Raw genomic sequence first — 17,671 nt, 5'->3', positions numbered from 1 at the left:
TGGTATGGCAATGGACACCGTGTGTCCGGTCATCGGAGTGTTTCTGTGAAGCGTCTTTTCAGAGTTGCGGTGCTGGTGGCGGTCACCGGTGTGGTCCTGCCTGTGAGCGGCTTCGCAGCCGATAAGTTCAGTGAGGCACGCGCGTCGATCCAGCGTCACATGGTCGAGAAGGGTGTGCCGGGCATGGCGGTGGCCGTGTGGAAGGACGGCAAGATTCTGTGGGAGGAGGGCTTCGGCTGGGCCGATCGTGAGAATCGGGTCGCGGCCAGCGAACACACCATGTTCTGTCTGGCGTCGCTGTCGAAATCGCTGACCGCCACTGGTCTGATGACGCTGGTGCAGGCGGGCAAGATCGATCTCGACCATCCGGTGAACGATTATCTGGGCGATGACAAATTACGCTCGGCAATTGCCGATCCACGTAACGCAACCGTACGCAGAGTCGCGGATCACACCTCTGGGTTGACGCCGGCTGATCGATTCTTCTACGGCGCCGATGCGGCGCTGATGCCTTCCATGGATGTGATGATCCGTCGCTATGGGTTGCTGGTGCGTGAGCCGGGGCGTTACGAGTACTCCAATATGGGCTACGGCGTGCTCGGGCATGCCATGGCGCGCGTGTCGGGAAAGACGTATGCGAACTTCATGCGCGAAGAAGTTTTCCTGCCGTTGGGCATGACGCACTCCTCGGTGGACGTCGGGCCGGAACTTGCCAAGCATCAGTCCGTACGTTACGACTACACCGGCAAGCCGATTCCATACTACGTCTCGGCTGTGCCTGCTTCTGCTTCCATCTTCTCGAGCGCGCATGACCTGGCTCGCTTCGGCATGTTCTTTCTGAAAGATCGTCTGCCCGATCAGCGCGCGATTCTTTCGGATGCGTCCATCGACCGCATGACCAGCGACCCGGTGGCGGTGGATGCCGACGAGCAGTACGGCATCGGCTGGGAGATGGTGCGCAAGGGTGGCTATCAGTTGGTCCAGCATAGTGGCTCCACCTCGGGCGTACATACGATCTTCATCCTGATACCGTCCGAGAATCTCGGCATGGTGTTGTTGGCGAATATCGACGGTGGTGTGCGCGCCAGCCGCGGCAGCCTGACGGTCGACATACTGAAAACCCTGTTGCCCAAGTGGCGTGATGCCAAGGCTCAGTCTGCATCCGCCGAAGAGGAGGCGCCCTTCAAACCCACACCGGCATTGACCGGCACGTGGCAGGGCACCGTCAGCACTTACGAAGGAACATTGCCCATCCGGCTGCAGATTGCGCCGTCCGGCGAGGTGCATACTCTTATTGGTGAGAACAGCCGCTGGCGAGGACGCAGCTCGTTGCAGCAGCCGGCGCTGTTGAATGACGTCGCCTTCAAGGACGGTGAATTGACCGGAACGTCGCTGAGTCAAATCGAAACATCGGACTCCAGCCTGCATCCGCATTCGAGTACGTTGCAACTGACGCTGCGCGATGGTGTGTTGAGCGGTACGGTCACTGCCAGCTCGGTGTACACCGGCCTGTGGATCTACAGCTTCCCCTACTGGGCCGAGCTCAAAAAGGTTGCGGCCGACGCGGCCGTCACACAGCGGACTCAATGATGCGACCCGTTTGTGTTCTGGCGATGGTGCTGGCCAGCTGCAGCGTTTTCGCCAGCGGTGCTGCTCGTTCGGCGACGGACGTCGAGCGAGCAGCTGCCATCGATGGACTGTTCGCGGAATACACTCGCGCAGGCAGCCCTGGCGGCGCCGTTGGTGTGTACAGCAAAGGTCGCGTGCTCTACGCCAAAGGCTATGGCCTGGCGGATCTGGAAGCCGGCATTCCAATCACGCCGCAGACACAGTTTCATGTCGCTAGCGTCTCGAAGCAGTTCACCGCGTACGCGATTGCCTTGCTGGTACAGGAAGGGCGAATCGATCTGGACGCAGACATTCGCAAGTACCTGCCGGACACTCCCGATTTCGGGCACGTAGTCACGGTGCGCCAGCTGGTTCATCACACCAGTGGGATACGTGACTATTCCTCGTTGCTGGGGTTGGGTGGCAGGGATCTGCGCGATCTGTTGCCGCAACAGAAGATTGTGAACCTGCTACAGCGGCAACGCGCTCTGAACTTCGCGCCGGGCACGGATTTTCTGTATGGGAACTCTGGCTACGTGCTGCTTGCTGAGATCGTGCGCTCCGTGACGGGAAAGACGCTGCGGCAATTCACGACCGAACGCATGTTCACACCGTTGAAGATGTCGCGAACGTTCTTCATGGACGACATCGGCGAATTGGTGCCGGGCCGCGCCCATTCCTACGAACTCGATGACGACGGAACCTGGCAGCGCTTTCCACTCAACTACGAGAGCGTCGGTTCGACGGGATTGCTGACGACGGTGGAGGATCTGGCGCAGTGGGCCGGCAATCTGAGCGCGCCGAAGTTGGGCAACGCTAAGCTGACCTCGCTCATCTCCGCCAGCGGCAAGTTGACCGATGGCACGCCGGTGCATTACGCCTTCGGTCTGTTCGATCTGCCGCAGGCGGGCAGAACTGCGCTCAGTCACAGCGGCTACGATGCAGCCTTTTGCGCGCATGTCACTTACTACCCCGAGCATGATTTCGCCGTGGCCGTGCTGGCCAACACCGGCATGGACGTCGACGCCAAGGTCAATGCGATTGCCAATCTCTATCTGCCCGCGGTGACCGCTGGGGCGAGTGAGCCTGCCGTCTTGCAGTCACCGAAGGCGTCGTCGCTCGATGCTTTATCGGGCACCTTCTTTGCACCGGATCATCCCGCGATGAGTTTCCGTCGCGATGGCAATCGGCTGATTGCGGAGCGCGGCACGCGCGGCGATGGCACGTCCGTAGTGTTCCGTCGCGACGGCAGTTTCGACGTCGATGCACGCAATCGTGAGTATTTTCGTCCAGTGCTCATCGATGGTGTCACAGCTATCGATCGGATCCCGAACGGCCCCTTGCCGGCGCAGCGCTATCGTCGGATCGAGCCCGTCAGCAGTACTCCGGAGCAGCTGACAAAGCTGGCCGGCGATTACCGCAGCGAGGAGCTCGATGTTACCTATACGTTCACGGTTCGGAACCAACGGCTGGTGGTGGATTGCTTCTGGTGCGCTCAGCCGGTGGGGCTGACCCAGGTCACATCAGATCATTTCGATGCGCCGAAATCCTTCGCTGCTCGCGCGTTCTCTTTCGTACGCAATGCTCGCGGCGAAGTCGTCGAGGTCCGGATGCACAGCGATCGAGCCTACGGCGTGGTGTTGCGCAGAATCGCGCCTGGTGCGCGCTGAGCCTTCCACACGCGCCAGCCAAGCAGCACTAGCACGATGGCCAGATAGATCAGCGGCTCGGTGGTATCGGACTTGACCTGCCAATAGTAGTGCCACACGCCCAGCAAACAGATCAGATAGATCAGCCGGTGCAGAGTCTTCCAGCGCCGGCCTAGACGCCGCATCATCTTGTTCGTGGATGTCACGGCCAGCGGGATTAGCAACAACAAGGCTGCGAAGCCGATGGTGATGAACGGCCGCTTGGCAATGTCTGGCAGGATGCCGGCCCAATACAGTCCCTGGTCGAGAATCAGCCAGGTGAGGAAGTGCATCAGCACGTAAAAGAACGCATACAGCCCGAGCATGCGGCGTAGCTGTACCAGCCAAGTCATATCGAACCAATCTCTGATTGGCGTGACGGCGAGCGTGATGACCAGGAAGCGCAGTCCCCATTGCCCGAGCGTGTCTTGAATGCGTTCAACGGGATTGGCGCCGAGCGAGGCGCCGCCGATGCCGATGCCCGCCCACACCAATGACAACAGCGGCAGCGCGCACAAGACGAATAGAGCAGGCTTGATGAAGCGACGGATGACGAGCGTGGAGGGCATTGAAGCTTGGGGCTGGCTCAGTAGTACTTCTTCAGGTCCATGCCTTTGTACAAGGACGCCACTTCCTGTTCGTAACCATTGAACATCAACGTCGGCACGCGTGAGCCGAACACGCCGGCGCCGATCTTGCGTTCGCGCGCCTGACTCCAGCGCGGATGATCGACGTTCGGATTGACGTTGGCGTAGAAGCCGTACTCGTGCGGTGCTGAGATGTTCCAGGTGCTGGGCGGCTGCTTTTCGGTAAAGCGAATCTCGACGATGGACTTGATGCCTTTGAAGCCGTACTTCCACGGCGTGATCAGCCGCAACGGCGCGCCGTTCTGATTCGGCAGCGTCTTGCCGTACAGGCCGACGGCGAGCAAGGCCAGCGGATTCATGGCCTCGTCGATGCGCAGGCCCTCGATGTACGGCCAGTCGAGCGAGCCGCTGCGTTGGCCCGGCATTTCCGACGGTCGTAACACGGTCTTGAAGGCCACGTATTTGGCCTTCGATGTGGGCTTGAACTGTTTCAGCACGGCGCCCAGCGGCACGCCGTCCCACGGAACCACCATCGACCACGCTTCCACACAGCGCAATCGATACACGCGCTCTTCGATGGTGTGTGGCTTGAGCAGGTCCTCGAGCGCGAACGTGCCGGTGTTCTCGGCTTCGCCTTTGACGGTCACCGTCCAGGGCGAGGGCTTGAAGCGCGACGACAGCTCGGCGGGGTCGCTCTTGTCCAGGCCGAACTCGTAGTAGTTGTTGTAGCTGGTGATGTCTTGGTAACTATTGGGTGGATCGCTGACGCTGTACTTGGCGTTACGTTCCACCTTCAGATCCGTCACCGCGCCGGCATCGCTCATCCAGCCAGCGCCCAGGCCAGCGACGCCTGCCGCCAGCGCGGCTTGCAGCAGCTTGCGGCGATTCAAATAGGCGTGCTCGGAGGTGATCTCCGAAGGCCGAATCGCAGCACTATCGCCAGGGCGGAAACGTCGGATCAGCATGAGCGTCCTCGCGGCTGGCGGGTGACCAGCCTTTGTCCACTATCACTATGACTCCTGGTACATGACCGGAGTTTCGCCTCAGCCATTACATCGGATGCCCGCGCGTGCCGTGACTAGCCCAAACCGGGCGGGCCGGCCTGGTGTTGGGGCGTGCTGTCGGTGATCTCGAACCAGCAGGCTTTATTGCCGACAAAGATGTGCATGGCCGGCTTGAATCCTGGATCGGTATCCAACGACCCGAACGGCACGACCACCGCGCCACGCTCCTTGGACACACGAGGCATGGCGCTGCCACACTTGGTGCAGAAGGCGACGCCGAAGAAGCGCGCTTCGGGGACGCGATAGTCGACGATGGGCGCGTCCTGGCGCGTGAAGCGGAAATCGTCGAGCTTGTAGAACATATTCGACGCATGAGCGGCGCTTCGTCCGCGACGACAGCGCGAGCAATGACAATTTGCGCTACGGATCGGCTGACCGGTGATCTCGAACGTATTGCTGTTGCAAAGGCAGCTGCCAAAGAGCACACCCTCACGCGGCTCTACGACAGGGCGCGTGATGCCGCCGACACCGAGCTCTGGCGGAAACTCTTCGTGCTGAGGTAAGTCATCGGTGATCGTGTACCAAGGTGCCTTGGAACCCACGAACACGTGAGCCTGCGGACGCAGGCCAGAGTCGCCATCCAGATTGCCGGCGGGTACCAGCGCCAGATCCATCTCGGGCAGCAAGGTCGGCGTGACCGAACCGCAATGACGACAAAAATTCCGTCGGCCTTTTTCCGAGGACGCGAAACTCTCGATCTGGTCCACGCCGCTCAGCCACTTGAAGCTCAGCAACGGCGCCCCGACAAAGGTGGCGAAAGCCGAGCCATGATGCTTGCGGCACATGGAGCAATGGCAATGCACCATCATGTTGAACGGGCCGCCGACTTGATAACTGACCGCGCCGCATAGACAACTTCCGTGCAGCTGGGTCGACGCGTGCGTCATGACGGGCCTCTACGATGGTCCTGCTGAAAAACTTTGTGGTAAAACAGAGCGCTGTGACCGCCACCGTACCTGAAAAATCTGACCGCCGCAGCCTGCGAGAGCAGGTCGAGGAATTGCTGCCTGCCTGGCGCAGTTGGTATCCGAGTTTGTTCGATGCCGCTGCCGACTTGGGCTTGATCCGGGCGCGTGTCTGTTCGCCGTCGTCGTTGATGCTGTCGAATCGGCACGCGTCGGTGCAGAGCGAGGCCCTGCAGATGTTCAAGGAGCAATGGTCGGTGGAAGATGAACCGGAAGCGCCGCAGCTGCCGATTCGGTTACAGCGTCAGCCGACGCCGCAGAAGCCGTTCAAGAAGAAGCCCAAGCCGAGTTATTGACGGCGGTGAAAAGGGGACAGATTTATTTTCCTCGCTCGGTCGCTAGTCATTTCCGTATCCGCTGGAGGGGAAAATAAATCTGTCCCCTTTCCACTGCTCTCAGCCCGAGAACTTGCTGAAATCCGGCGCTCGCCGTTCGGCGAACGCTTGCAGGGCCTCGGCGGTTTCTGGCGACTTCAAGCGATCGCCGAAGATCTGACTTTCCTTGGCAATCAGCGCGGCGATTGCCGTGCCATCGCGCATCAACTGTTTGGTCGCCTGTAGCGCACCAGTCGGTCTGGTCGCCAACTGTTTGGCCGCAGCGAGGGCTTTCGCACGAACTTCGCCAACAGGTAACGACGCATTGGCGATACCGAAGGACGCAGCGGTGCGGCCGTCGATGGGTTCGCCCAAAGCAAACATTGCATACGCGCGTGCGTAACCGATGCGCGCTTGTAACAGAGCACTCGACGCCGCTTCCGGCACCAGCGCCAGATTCACGAACGGCACCGACAACTTGGCATCGTCGGCGACGAACACCAAATCACAATGCAACAGCATGGTGACGCCGACACCCACGGCCAATCCAGTAACCGCAGCCACGATCGGCTTATGAGCCCGAGCGAGCGCATTCAGGAACAGCGGTGTCTTCATGTTATGGCGATCCAGCGTGCCGGCCGCGACCGCGGCGAAATCGCTGAGGTCGTTGCCTGCGCTAAACGCATCGCCTTCCGCTTCGAACAGCACGACTCGCACCGAGGGATCGGTCTCGGCGCGAGTCAGTGCCTCAGCGAGCGTGCCGTACATCGGCTGTGTGATTGCATTCTTTTTGTCCGGTCGCGCGAACGTGATCCGGAGAACGCCATCCTCAACAGCCAGCCGTACGTGCTCGCTCATGAGCTTCCTTACGCAGCCTTGCTCGACGACGCCAGCTGACGCAGCACGTAGTGCAGGATGCCGCCGTGCTGGAAGTACTCGCGTTCCTTCGGCGTGTCGATACGCACACGCGCTTCGAACTTGATCGGAGCGCCAGTCGGCGGAGTGGCAACCACGGTGACGACCTTCGCGGCACCGGCGTTCAGGCCGATGATCTCGAAGCTCTCCTTACCGGTGAGGCCCAGCGACTGCGCGTTCTGACCGTCCTTGAACATCAGCGGCAGCACGCCCATGCCGATCAGGTTCGAGCGGTGAATACGCTCGAAGCTCTCGGCGATCACGGCCTTCACGCCCAACAGCATGGTGCCCTTGGCCGCCCAGTCACGCGACGAGCCGGTGCCGTATTCCTTACCGGCCAGAATCACCAGCGGGGTGCCTTCCTGCTTGTAGCGCATGGCGGCGTCATAAATGCTCAGCGGATCGCCGCTCGGCACGTGCACAGTCACGCCACCCTCGGTGCCCGGCGCCAACAGGTTACGCAGACGAATGTTTGCAAACGTACCGCGCATCATCACTTCATGATTGCCACGACGCGCGCCGTAGGAGTTGAAGTCCTTCGGCTGCACGCCGAGCGACACCAAGTACTTCGCCGCGGGGCTGGTCTTGGAAATATCGCCGGCAGGGGAGATGTGATCCGTGGTGACGGAGTCGCCCAGGACGGCCAGCGCGCGCGCGCCACGCACATCGGTGACTGCACCCGGCTTCATGGTCATGCCGACGAAGTACGGCGGATTCTTCACATAGGTCGACTTGTCGTCCCACGCGTAGATCTTGCCGCTCGGCAGGCTGATGGCATTCCAGTTCTCGTCGCCGGCGAACACGCTGGCGTAGCCCTTCTTGAACATCGCCGAGTCCACCGACTTGGCGATGAACGCCTGGATCTCGGCCGGCGTCGGCCAGATGTCCTTCAGATACACCGGCTGGCCGTCGCTGCCCGTACCCAGCGGCTCGGTGACCAGGTCGACGGTCATGGAGCCGGCGAGCGCGTACGCGACCACCAGCGGCGGCGAGGCGAGGAAGTTCATCTTCACTTCCGGATGCACGCGGCCTTCGAAGTTACGATTGCCGGACAGCACCGAAGCGGCGATCACGTCGCCAGCCTTGGCGGCGTCGCTGATTTCTTGTTTCAGCGGACCGGAGTTACCGATACAAGTCGTGCAGCCGTAGCCGACGGTGTAGAAGCCCAGCGCGTCCAGATCGTCGCTCAGGCCAGCCTTGTTCAAATAGTCGGTGACGACGCGCGAGCCGGGGGCCAGCGAAGTCTTCACCCAGGGCTTCGAACTCAAGCCGCGCTTGCGAGCATTGCGAGCCAGCAGGCCAGCAGCGATCAGCACGGCCGGATTCGACGTGTTGGTGCAGCTGGTGATGGCGGCGATCAACACCGCGCCGTCGGCAACTTCGAACGACTTGCCGTCGACAGCTGCCTTGCCCACGCCCGAGGCGCTCGGGTTCTTGGCAGTGCGCTCTTCAGCCATCTTCTTGTGAGCGGCCTGATAAACCTGTTTGGCAGTACGCAGCGGCACGCGATCCTGCGGACGCTTCGGACCGGCCAGCGACGGCTCGACGGTGCCCAGATCCAATTCGAGCACGTCGGTGTAATCGGCTTGCGGATCGCCGTTGTTACGCCACATGCCCTGGTGCTGGGCATAAGCCTTCACCATCGCGATATGTTCGGGATTGCGGCCGGTGAGTTCGAGATAACGCAATGTTTCTTCGTCCACCGGGAAGATGCCGCAGGTGCTGCCGAATTCCGGCGCCATGTTGGCAATGGTGGAACGATCGGCCAGCGGCAGGTTGGCGAGACCGTCGCCGAAGAACTCGACGAACTTGTCGACCACACCCTTCTTACGCAGCATCTCGGTGATGGTCAGCACCAAGTCGGTGGCGGTGGTGCCGGCCGGCAGGTTGCCGACCAGTTTGAAACCGATGACGTGCGGGATCAGCATGGTGACCGGCTGACCGAGCATGGCGGCTTCAGCTTCGATACCGCCGACGCCCCAACCCAGCACGCCCAGGCCGTTGACCATGGTGGTGTGCGAGTCGGTGCCCACCAGCGTGTCCGGATAGGCCCAGCGCACGCCGTCCTTGTCTGCATCGAATACCACGCGCGCCAGATGCTCGACGTTCACCTGGTGCACGATGCCGGTGTTGGGCGGCACCACTTTGAAATTCTGGAACGCGTTCTGGCCCCAGCGCAGGAACGCGTAGCGCTCGGTGTTGCGGCTGAAGTCGATGCGATTGTTTTCGGCCTGCGCACCGGGCGTGCCGTACGCGTCGACTTGCACCGAGTGGTCGATGACCAATTCGGCGGGCGACAGCGGATTGATTTCATCGGGATTGCCGCCGAGCTTGATCATCGCTTCGCGCATGGCGGCGAGGTCGACGACCACCGGCACGCCGGTGAAGTCCTGCATGATCACGCGGCTGGGCGTGAAAGAGATTTCGTAGGAAGGCGCCGCCTTCGGATCCCAGTTGAGCAACGCATCGACGTCGTTACGGGTCACGTTGACGCCGTCCTCGAAGCGCAGCAGATTTTCCAACAGGATTTTCAGCGAATAGGGCAGGCGCGCGACGTTGCGGTCTTTCAGGGCCGCCAGGCTGGCGATTTCAAAGTGTTGATTGCCGCTGGCTAGCGTGGTGCGCGCCTTAAACGAGTCTTTCATGCGTCCTCCGCGAGGATAGGGAGTGGCGCGGCTGGCTCGAGCGCTGGCAGCGCCAGGGGCGCCACCTCGACGTAGGCGGCCCCTTTGCTTTCATTGCTCCGGTGCCCTCGCAGACCCCCGGAACAAATCGGCGGGATTATAGCGGTCGCAGAGTGTTTATGGGGACTCCCGAACGGGATTCCTATGCAGTTCTGTCGACCACGCCGCCGCCCAGGCACACATCGCCGGCATAAAACACCACGTATTGACCGGGAGTGACCGCACGCTGCGGCTGTTGGAAGCGCACCTGACAGCGGCCGTCCGCCAGCACTGTGACGCTGCAAGCCTGGTCCGCCTGGCGATAGCGCACCTTGGCGGTGCATTCGAACTCGCCAGCCGGCGCTACGCCCGCCACCCAGGTGAGCTGTGAAGCCCAGGCCTCGGTTCTGTGCATGGCTGGATGATCGTGGCCCTGAACCACGACCAGCACGTTGCGTGCGAGGTCCTTGTCGGCCACATACCAAGGTGCCTCGCCGGCGTCATTGCGACCGCCGATCCCCAAGCCCTGGCGCTGGCCGAGCGTGTAATACATCAGTCCGCGGTGCTGGCCCAGTCGCCGGCCTTCGAGGGATTCGATGTGCCCGGGCTGCGCCGGCAGGTAAGTTTCCAGGAATTGCGCGAAAGGTCTTTCGCCAATGAAACAAATGCCGGTGCTGTCCTTCTTGTCGAACACCGGCAAGGTCAGCTCGCGAGCCAGGCGCCGCACTTCGCTCTTTTGTAGATCGCCGATGGGGAACAGCGTGCGTGCCAACGCGTCGCCCGGCATCGCGTGCAGGAAATAACTTTGATCCTTGTTGGGATCGAGGCCGCGTAACAACTTGGCGCGTGCCCCGAGCGCATCGTGTTCGACGCGTGCGTAATGGCCAGTCGCTACCCAATCGGCACCGAGGCGGCGCGCGTAGTCGTAACAAACGCCGAATTTGATTTCGCGATTACACAGCACGTCGGGATTGGGCGTGCGGCCGTGGCGATATTCATCGAGGAAATAACTGAAGACGCGCTCGCGATACTCGCCGGCGAAACTCACTTTGTGCAGCGGGATGCCGAGCTGCTCGCAGACGTGGCGGGCGTCCTGATAATCCTCGGCAGCGGTGCAGTAGCCGTCTTCGTCTTCGTCCCAGTTGCTCATGAACAAGCCCTGGACGTCGTAGCCCTGCTGTTGCAACAGATGAGCGGTGACGGACGAGTCGACGCCGCCGGACATACCGACGATGACTAGAGCAGCCATGCTGAGCGAATGGGGATCGAACCGGTTTAGATCAGACGATTGATCGCCGGATGCTCGAGCGTGCGAGCCCGCGCTTCCGGTGACAGTCCGGCATCTTTGAGGACGCGCTTGGCGACATCAAGGGGTAGCCGCGTGCCTTCCAGATAATCGTCGATGCATCGGAGCACCATCGGGCTGCGCAGGCGCGCGGTCCGAGCCACGATTTGATCCCGATCCAGCCACACGGTGCGTTCGATGCCGCGGTCGAGCGGGCGGGCCGGGTCGTGATCGATCACGTCGCCGGCGTAGGCCACCCGCAGAAAGCTACGCTGCTTTTCCGGGTGCTCCCACAGATAGATGCCGATCAGGGCCCGCGGCCGGAAGGTCCAGGCGGTTTCTTCCAACGCCTCGCGAACCACGGCGTCCAGAAACTGTTCGCCGCGTTCGACATGGCCGCTGGGCTGGTTGAACACCATGCGATTGCCAACCCGTTCCTCCACCAGCAGGAACTGGCCGTCGCGTTCGACGACGGCAGCAACGGTAAGGTCGGGGCGCAAGCTCATGAGGGCAAGTATAGCCAGCCAAAAAGAACGTTTTGTGATGATTTTCAAGAAATTGGACAATGATACCAATGCCAATTGTTAGCTTGGCTATTGGCCATTCGTCTGCAATTTCTTACAACCCGTTGCTCGCAGCCGTCTACTAAACCTTGTTTGCCAACTGTTCTGCATAGCCAACGTAACGCGCCGGCGAGAGTTCCAGGAGTGCCTGCTTGGCAGATTCGGGCACGGCCAGGCCGGAGACAAACTGTCGCAGCGACGCGGCATTGACCCGCTGGCCGCGCGTCAACGACTTGAGCTGTTCATAGGCGTTCTCGACCCCGTAACGGCGCATGACGGTCTGGATGGGCTCGGCCAGCAGCTCCCAGTTCGCATCCAAATCCTCGGCCAGGCGGGCCGCGTCGACATCGACTCGTTCCAAACCGCGCTCGATGGAGCGCCACGCGATCAATGCATGGCTGACAGCCACGCCGACGTTTCGTAACACCGTCGAGTCGGTGAGATCTCGTTGCCAACGCGACACCGGCAGCTTGTCCGAGAGGTAACGAAGCATCGAATTGGACAAGGTCAGATTGCCTTCGCCATTCTCGAAGTCGATGGGATTCACTTTGTGCGGCATGGTGGAGGAACCGGTTTCGCCGGCCACCACGCGCTGGCGGAAATAGCCCAGCGAAATGTAGCCCCACATGTCGCGACACATGGCCACCAGCACCGTGTTCAAGCGGGCTAACGCATCGAAATATTCCGCCATCCAATCGTGCGGCTCGATCTGGGTGGTGTATGGATTCCAGCTCAGCCCCAACGACTCGACGAACTGTTGGCCGAGGCGCGGCCAATCGACGTTCGGGTAAGCCACGACATGCGCGTTGAAGTTACCGACCGCGCCATTGATTTTGCCGCTGATGGAAACGGCCGCGAGTCGCGTGCGTTGTTCGCGCAGGCGATAGGTGAAGTTGGCCATTTCCTTGCCCAAGGTCGTCGGCGTGGCCGGCTGACCATGCGTGCGCGACATCATCGGCGTCGCTGCATGCAGATGGGCCAGGCCTCGCAGCCGTTCGATGAGGGCATCGATCCGCGGCAACAGCACCAGATCGCGCGCTTCCTGGAGCATCAACGCATAGCTGAGATTGTTGATATCTTCGGACGTACAGGCGAAGTGCACGAACTCCCGACGCGTGCGCCAGGCCGGCACCGCATCGATGCGACTCTTGACGAAGTACTCGACCGCCTTCACGTCATGGTTGGTTTCGCGTTCGGTCTTCTTGACCTCGGCGGCTTCATCGTCGGTCAGGTCGGCAGCCAATGCATCGAGCACGCTGAGCGCTTCGGCCGGCAGACCGCGCAGCTCTTCGATGCCGGGCTCGGCAGCCAGCGCTTTGAGCCAGAGCGCTTCGACACGGACGCGTTGACGGATCAGGCCACGCTCGCTGAATAACGGCCGTAACTCGGCGGCCTTGTCAGCGTAACGGCCATCGATGGGGGAGATTGCGTTCAAGGGACTGTGGTTCATCGTAGAATCATACCGCACCGATCGGCGACTCGGCCGCAACGACGTGTTAGAGAGGTAGGAGTGGCGAACGACGACTTTCGCAGCGAGCGGGATAGCTTGGGTGAGCTGCAAGTCCCGGGCGATGCGCTGTGGGGTGCACAGACGCAGCGGGCTGTGGACAACTTTCCGATCAGCGGTTTGCGCATGCCGCGCGACTTCATTCGCGCCTTGGGCCTGATCAAGTGGGCGGCGGCGACCGCCAACGTCGAGCTGGGCGGCATGGATGCCAAGCACGCCGCCGCCATCCAAAAAGCGGCGCTGGAAGTGGCCGACGGGCGTCATGACCGGCACTTCCCGGTGGACGTGTTCCAGACCGGCTCCGGCACCAGCAGCAACATGAATGCTAACGAGGTGATTGCGCGGCTGGCCTCGCAGTTCGCCGGCATCCCCATCCATCCCAACGATCACGTCAACATGAGCCAGAGCTCCAATGACGTGATTCCGACCGCAATCCAGGTGAGCGCTCTGCTCGGCGTCGAACAACACCTGTTGCCGTCGCTGGCGTATTTGAGCGCCATCATCAGTCGTCGCATCGGCGAGATCGGCGACATCGTCAAGACCGGTCGCACCCATTTGATGGATGCCATGCCGGTGACGTTCGGTCAGGAGATGAGTGGCTGGCGCACGCAGATCGAACACGGCAGCGCTCGAATCATGGAGTCGCGCGTGCGCTTGCAAGACATTGCACTCGGCGGCACAGCTGTAGGCACTGGAGTGAATGCGCATCCTCGCTTCGCTATGCGAGCCTCGCGCTACCTGTCGGTGAAGAGCGGCTTGGAGTTGAAGCCGAGCAGCAACTATTTCGAAGCGATGTCGTCGCAGGACTCGGCGGTGGAGCTGTCTGGGCAGTTACGTACGCTCGCCGTGTCGATGATGAAAATCGCCAACGATCTGCGGTGGATGAACAGCGGCCCGTTGGCTGGGCTCGGCGAGATTTCATTGCCGGCCTTGCAGCCGGGCAGCAGCATCATGCCGGGCAAGGTGAATCCGGTGATTCCCGAAGCCGTGAGCATGGTGGCTGCGCAAGTGATGGGTAACGACGCAACCATCGCCATCGCCGGCCAGTCAGGCAACTTCCAGCTCAACGTGATGCTGCCGGTGATCGCGTACAACCTGTTGCAGAGTATCGATCTGCTCTCCAATGCCGCCCGGGTGCTCGGCGATTCGGCGCTGGCGGGATTCAAGGTCAACGACGCGCGCATCGGCGAAGCGCTGAATCGTAATCCCATCCTGGTGACGGCACTCAATCCCGTGATCGGATACGAAGCCGGCGCCAAGATTGCGAAGGAAGCCTATGCCACCGGTCGCTCGGTGAAAGAAGTGGCAGCGGAACACACGCAGCTGTCGGATGCAGAGCTGAGCAAGTATCTGGACCCGCGAGCGCTGACCAAGCCGGGCGGCAAGGTCGAAGGCGGCGGGGGCTAAGTTGAAAGATCGCATTGCCCTCAAGCGGCTCATCGAAGAGCGGCTGAAGGACTCGCGCGCAGCCCTCGATCCCAGTCAGGCGGTGCCCGCAGGGTTTTCCGCGAACGACATCGAGTCGATTCGCGCGTACTTTCCGCCCACACCGATTCCGGCTGCGGTACTCGTGCCCATCGTGGATCGCGAATCCGGCTTGACGGTGTTACTGACGCAGCGAGCGTCGACACTGAAAAATCATGCCGGTCAGATCAGTTTCCCGGGCGGACGCATCGAGCCCAGCGATCTGAATCCGGCGGAAGCGGCGCTGCGTGAGACCGAGGAAGAGATCGGTGTGTCACGCGAACACATTCGCTTTGTCGGTTATCTGGAGCCGCAACTGGTGTTGTCGGGATACTGGGTGACGCCGGTGGTGGCCTTCGTGCAGCCGGGATTCGAGTTGCGATTGGATCGGCGCGAAGTCGAGTCGGCGTTCGAAGTGCCGTTGGCGCATATTCTGGATCCCGTGAATCATCGCTCGCGCACGCGGGAGTTGGGCGCCGTGACCGTGCAGGTGTTCGATATTCCTTACCTGGACTACAACATCTGGGGCGCGACCGCCGGCATGTTGATGTCTCTTTATCGTTTGTTACAAACCGAGTAACCGAGCATGTCCGGCATTCAACGTTTACTCGACATCATGGCGCGCTTGCGCGATCCGCAGAACGGCTGTCCGTGGGATTTGCAACAGAACTTCAAGACTATCGCGCCGTATACGGTGGAAGAAGCCTACGAAGTCGCCGACGCCATCGAGCGCGAAGATTCGGCTTCGTTGCGCGATGAGCTCGGCGATCTGTTGTTTCAAGTCGTGTTTCATTCGCAAATGGCGAAAGAGCAGGGCACCTTCAACTTCGACGACGTGGCCAATGCCATCTGCGACAAGATGGAACGTCGGCATCCGCATGTGTTCGGCGATGTTTCGATTGCGGACGCTGAAGCTCAGACAGTCGCGTGGGAAGAACAAAAGCGTCGCGAGCGTGCGCAGAAGAAGCCGAGTGGTGAACAGGCGAGCGTGCTCGATGATGTGCCCGTCGCTTTGCCGTCGCTGACTCGAGCCAACAAACTAGGCAAGCGTGCCGCGCAGGTCGGGTTCGAGTGGTCGGAGGTGCATGGTGCCATCGAGAAGCTCGACGAGGAGATCGCCGAGTTCAAAGCCGAGGTCCGGCAACACGTTTGCCTGCAAGCCGATGCCGGCACCGCCGGTGCGGACCGAAGCCAGCACGAGACCCGTCAGCACGAACGGCTCGCTGCCGAGATTGGCGATGTGCTGTTCTGTGTGGTGAACGTCTGCCGGTATCTGAAAATTGATCCGGAGCAGGCGCTGAAGCGAACCAATGCCAGCTTCGAGCGGCGCTTTCGTTATGTCGAACGCGGCTTGGCCGCCCAGGGCAAGAGCCCCCAGCAGGCCACCCTGGCGGAAATGGATGCCCTGTGGGACGAGGGCAAGGCCCAGGAACGTCGCCAATCCTGACCTGGATCAAGCTGTTGCGTACTTCACACAGTCCGTAACAAGTTCCCCGACCCAGTTCAGGAAGTATTCATGGCCTTAGCCCTAATTTGACTCCCACGCTCGGTAATCCCATGCCGGGCGATGGAGAGATCAAGATGAGTGCCGTTCGGGTTTCAATGGCTGTAACGGGTGTGTTGTTGGCTGGTGTGGCGATGGCCTCGCCGCCGTCCTATGCCCGCTATGAACGCCGTGCCTCGTCCGAATACGAATACGCCCCGGTCACCCACGTGGAGCCGATCGTGCGCCAGGTGCGCGTCGAAACGCCGAGCCGCGAGTGCTACGACGACGTGCGCTATGTGGAAGATCGGCCGCACATTTCCGACCCCGAGGTCGGTGGCCGGACCTTGATCGGCGGCATCATCGGCGGCGTGATCGGTCACCAGATCGGCAGCGGCCGGGGTCGGGATGCGGCCACCGTCGCCGGCGCCACCATCGGCGCTGCGGTGGGCTACGACGCCGCCGCCCGCCGTTCAGCTTCGGTCCGTGAAGAAATAGTTCAGCGTTGCGAAACCCGATACGAGAAACGGTACGAAGAGCGTGTTGACGGGTACCGGGTGACCTACGAGTACAACGGTCGTGAATATACGACCCGCCTGCCGTATGACCCCGGTGAACGCATTCGAGTCAAGGTGGCCGTCGCCGTGGCCGAATGAGGTGGGAACCGGTCAAACGATTGCCATCTTCGTTAGGAGTTTCTCCAAAGGTTGTGCGGCGGGGCGTGAACATGCGTCCCGCCGTGCGTACACTTAGACCCCATGCGCACTTCCTGGCCCCTAGCGTTGGTTCTGTTATCGCTGCTCGCGGCGGTGGTACCGAGCGCCAATGCCCAGGAGCTGATCGATCGCCGGCAGCGTCGCGAATACCACATCGAACCCTCGGGCATGTCGCTCGATGAGGCCGTGGAAATGGCGCAACGGCGTTATCGAGCCAAAGCCGTCCGGGCGGAAACCGTCCGCAATGGCGACAAACGGGTGCATCGCATCCGTTTGCTCGGCGCCGACGGCAAGGTATGGAACGTGAGCGTGGACGCAGAATCGGGAGCAATGAACTGATCCATGCGCGTCCTAATTGTTGAAGACGAACAGACCCTGCGTGAATCCATCGTCGAACAACTGCAGCAGCACGGTTTCACCGTCGATGCCGCAGCCGATGGCGAGGAAGGACTCTACTGCGGGCGGGAATACGCTCTGGACCTGGCCATCATCGACTTGGGTCTGCCCAAGCTGCCGGGCCTGGAGCTGATCAAGACCCTGCGGGCCGAGGGCAAGACCTTCCCCATCCTGATCCTGACGGCGCGCGATCGCTGGCAGGACAAGGTGGAAGGCTTGCAGGCCGGTGCCGACGACTACGTCGCCAAGCCGTTTCATTTCGAGGAGCTGTTGGCGCGCGTGCAGGCGCTGATGCGACGCTCGGGCGGTTGGGCACAGCCGGTACTGCGTTGTGGGCCAGTGTCGCTGGATCCGCGGACTCAGGAAGTCATGGTCAACGGCCGCAAGGTCGATCTGACCAGCTTCGAGTACCGCATCCTGGACCACCTGATCCATCGCGCCGGCGAAGTGATC

General features: G+C 61.3%; 17 protein-coding genes. 9 read left to right on the top strand and 8 right to left on the bottom strand.

Annotated features, from left to right (window positions below):
• Positions 1–45 precede the first annotated feature (45 nt).
• Both JNL55_RS32020 and JNL55_RS32015 read left to right on the top strand, forming a co-directional pair.
• Positions 46–1,590 carry a serine hydrolase domain-containing protein gene (locus JNL55_RS32020; RefSeq protein ID WP_293864250.1) on the top strand — a complete coding sequence of 515 codons (1,545 nt, stop codon included), beginning with the start codon at positions 46–48 and terminating at the stop codon, positions 1,588–1,590.
• The gene (locus JNL55_RS32015) at positions 1,587–3,278 is read left to right on the top strand and encodes a serine hydrolase domain-containing protein (protein WP_293864247.1); all 1,692 of its coding nucleotides are present in this window, start codon (positions 1,587–1,589) and stop codon (positions 3,276–3,278) included. The genes JNL55_RS32020 and JNL55_RS32015 overlap by 4 nt, the downstream gene beginning before the upstream one ends.
• On the opposite strand, the gene JNL55_RS32010 is transcribed toward JNL55_RS32015, so the two are convergent.
• The 3 genes from JNL55_RS32010 to JNL55_RS32000 all read right to left on the bottom strand — a co-directional run bounded on the left by JNL55_RS32010 (position 3,236) and on the right by JNL55_RS32000 (position 5,834).
• Positions 3,236–3,865, bottom strand: coding sequence for a sulfite oxidase heme-binding subunit YedZ (locus JNL55_RS32010; RefSeq protein WP_293864244.1), 630 nt, complete (start codon positions 3,863–3,865; stop codon positions 3,236–3,238). The two genes, JNL55_RS32015 and JNL55_RS32010, sit on opposite strands and share 43 nt — an antisense overlap.
• A 17-nt stretch (positions 3,866–3,882) precedes the next feature.
• Positions 3,883–4,848, bottom strand: coding sequence for a protein-methionine-sulfoxide reductase catalytic subunit MsrP (gene msrP, locus JNL55_RS32005; protein WP_293864241.1), 966 nt, complete (start codon positions 4,846–4,848; stop codon positions 3,883–3,885).
• A 113-nt stretch (positions 4,849–4,961) separates the two neighbouring features.
• Entirely contained in the window at positions 4,962–5,834 is an 873-nt protein-coding gene (locus JNL55_RS32000; RefSeq protein WP_293864238.1) for a GFA family protein, read from the bottom strand.
• Positions 5,835–5,887: 53 nt separating this feature from the next.
• Here JNL55_RS32000 and JNL55_RS31995 point away from each other — a divergent pair, with 53 nt between their 5' ends.
• On the top strand, positions 5,888–6,208 hold the full coding sequence (locus JNL55_RS31995; RefSeq protein WP_293864235.1) for a hypothetical protein: 321 nt from the start codon (positions 5,888–5,890) through the stop codon (positions 6,206–6,208).
• Between the two features lie 99 nt (positions 6,209–6,307).
• Here JNL55_RS31995 and JNL55_RS31990 read toward each other — a convergent pair whose 3' ends face one another.
• From JNL55_RS31990 to purB, 5 genes are all read right to left on the bottom strand, one after another.
• Complete coding sequence (locus tag JNL55_RS31990; protein ID WP_293864232.1) at positions 6,308–7,084, bottom strand: enoyl-CoA hydratase-related protein; 777 nt, start codon at positions 7,082–7,084, stop codon at positions 6,308–6,310.
• Between the two features lie 8 nt (positions 7,085–7,092).
• Positions 7,093–9,786 (bottom strand): aconitate hydratase AcnA, encoded by a 2,694-nt coding sequence (gene acnA / locus JNL55_RS31985; protein ID WP_293864229.1) that lies wholly within the window; start codon positions 9,784–9,786, stop codon positions 7,093–7,095.
• Between the two features lie 181 nt (positions 9,787–9,967).
• Positions 9,968–11,053, bottom strand: coding sequence for a tRNA 2-thiouridine(34) synthase MnmA (gene mnmA / locus JNL55_RS31980; protein WP_293864226.1), 1,086 nt, complete (start codon positions 11,051–11,053; stop codon positions 9,968–9,970).
• A 26-nt stretch (positions 11,054–11,079) separates the two neighbouring features.
• On the bottom strand, positions 11,080–11,595 hold the full coding sequence (locus JNL55_RS31975) for an NUDIX hydrolase (RefSeq protein ID WP_293864223.1): 516 nt from the start codon (positions 11,593–11,595) through the stop codon (positions 11,080–11,082).
• A 139-nt stretch (positions 11,596–11,734) separates the two neighbouring features.
• On the bottom strand, positions 11,735–13,102 hold the full coding sequence (purB, locus tag JNL55_RS31970; protein WP_293864220.1) for an adenylosuccinate lyase: 1,368 nt from the start codon (positions 13,100–13,102) through the stop codon (positions 11,735–11,737).
• A gap of 60 nt (positions 13,103–13,162) precedes the next feature.
• On the opposite strand from purB, the gene JNL55_RS31965 reads away from it, so the two are divergent.
• The 6 genes from JNL55_RS31965 to JNL55_RS31940 all read left to right on the top strand — a co-directional run.
• A complete protein-coding gene (locus JNL55_RS31965; RefSeq protein ID WP_293864217.1) occupies positions 13,163–14,566 on the top strand; it encodes a class II fumarate hydratase in 1,404 nt (467 codons plus the stop codon).
• Position 14,567: 1 nt separating this feature from the next.
• Positions 14,568–15,203, top strand: a complete 636-nt coding sequence (locus JNL55_RS31960; RefSeq protein WP_293864214.1) for an NUDIX hydrolase — start codon at positions 14,568–14,570, stop codon at positions 15,201–15,203.
• A gap of 6 nt (positions 15,204–15,209) precedes the next feature.
• On the top strand, positions 15,210–16,070 hold the full coding sequence (mazG, locus tag JNL55_RS31955) for a nucleoside triphosphate pyrophosphohydrolase (RefSeq protein WP_293864211.1): 861 nt from the start codon (positions 15,210–15,212) through the stop codon (positions 16,068–16,070).
• A gap of 134 nt (positions 16,071–16,204) precedes the next feature.
• Entirely contained in the window at positions 16,205–16,762 is a 558-nt protein-coding gene (locus JNL55_RS31950; protein WP_293864208.1) for a glycine zipper 2TM domain-containing protein, read from the top strand.
• A gap of 102 nt (positions 16,763–16,864) precedes the next feature.
• Entirely contained in the window at positions 16,865–17,161 is a 297-nt protein-coding gene (locus JNL55_RS31945; protein ID WP_293864205.1) for a PepSY domain-containing protein, read from the top strand.
• A 3-nt stretch (positions 17,162–17,164) separates the two neighbouring features.
• A partial coding sequence (locus tag JNL55_RS31940; RefSeq protein ID WP_293864202.1) for a response regulator transcription factor occupies positions 17,165–17,671 on the top strand: 507 nt, incomplete at its 3' end.

Origin of the sequence: Steroidobacter sp. (assembly GCF_016790065.1) — a bacterium.
Classification (GTDB): Bacteria; Pseudomonadota; Gammaproteobacteria; order Steroidobacterales; family Steroidobacteraceae; genus Steroidobacter.
The sequence above is the reverse complement of the archived record's forward strand: the minus strand, read 5'-3'. Positions and strand labels throughout refer to the sequence as shown.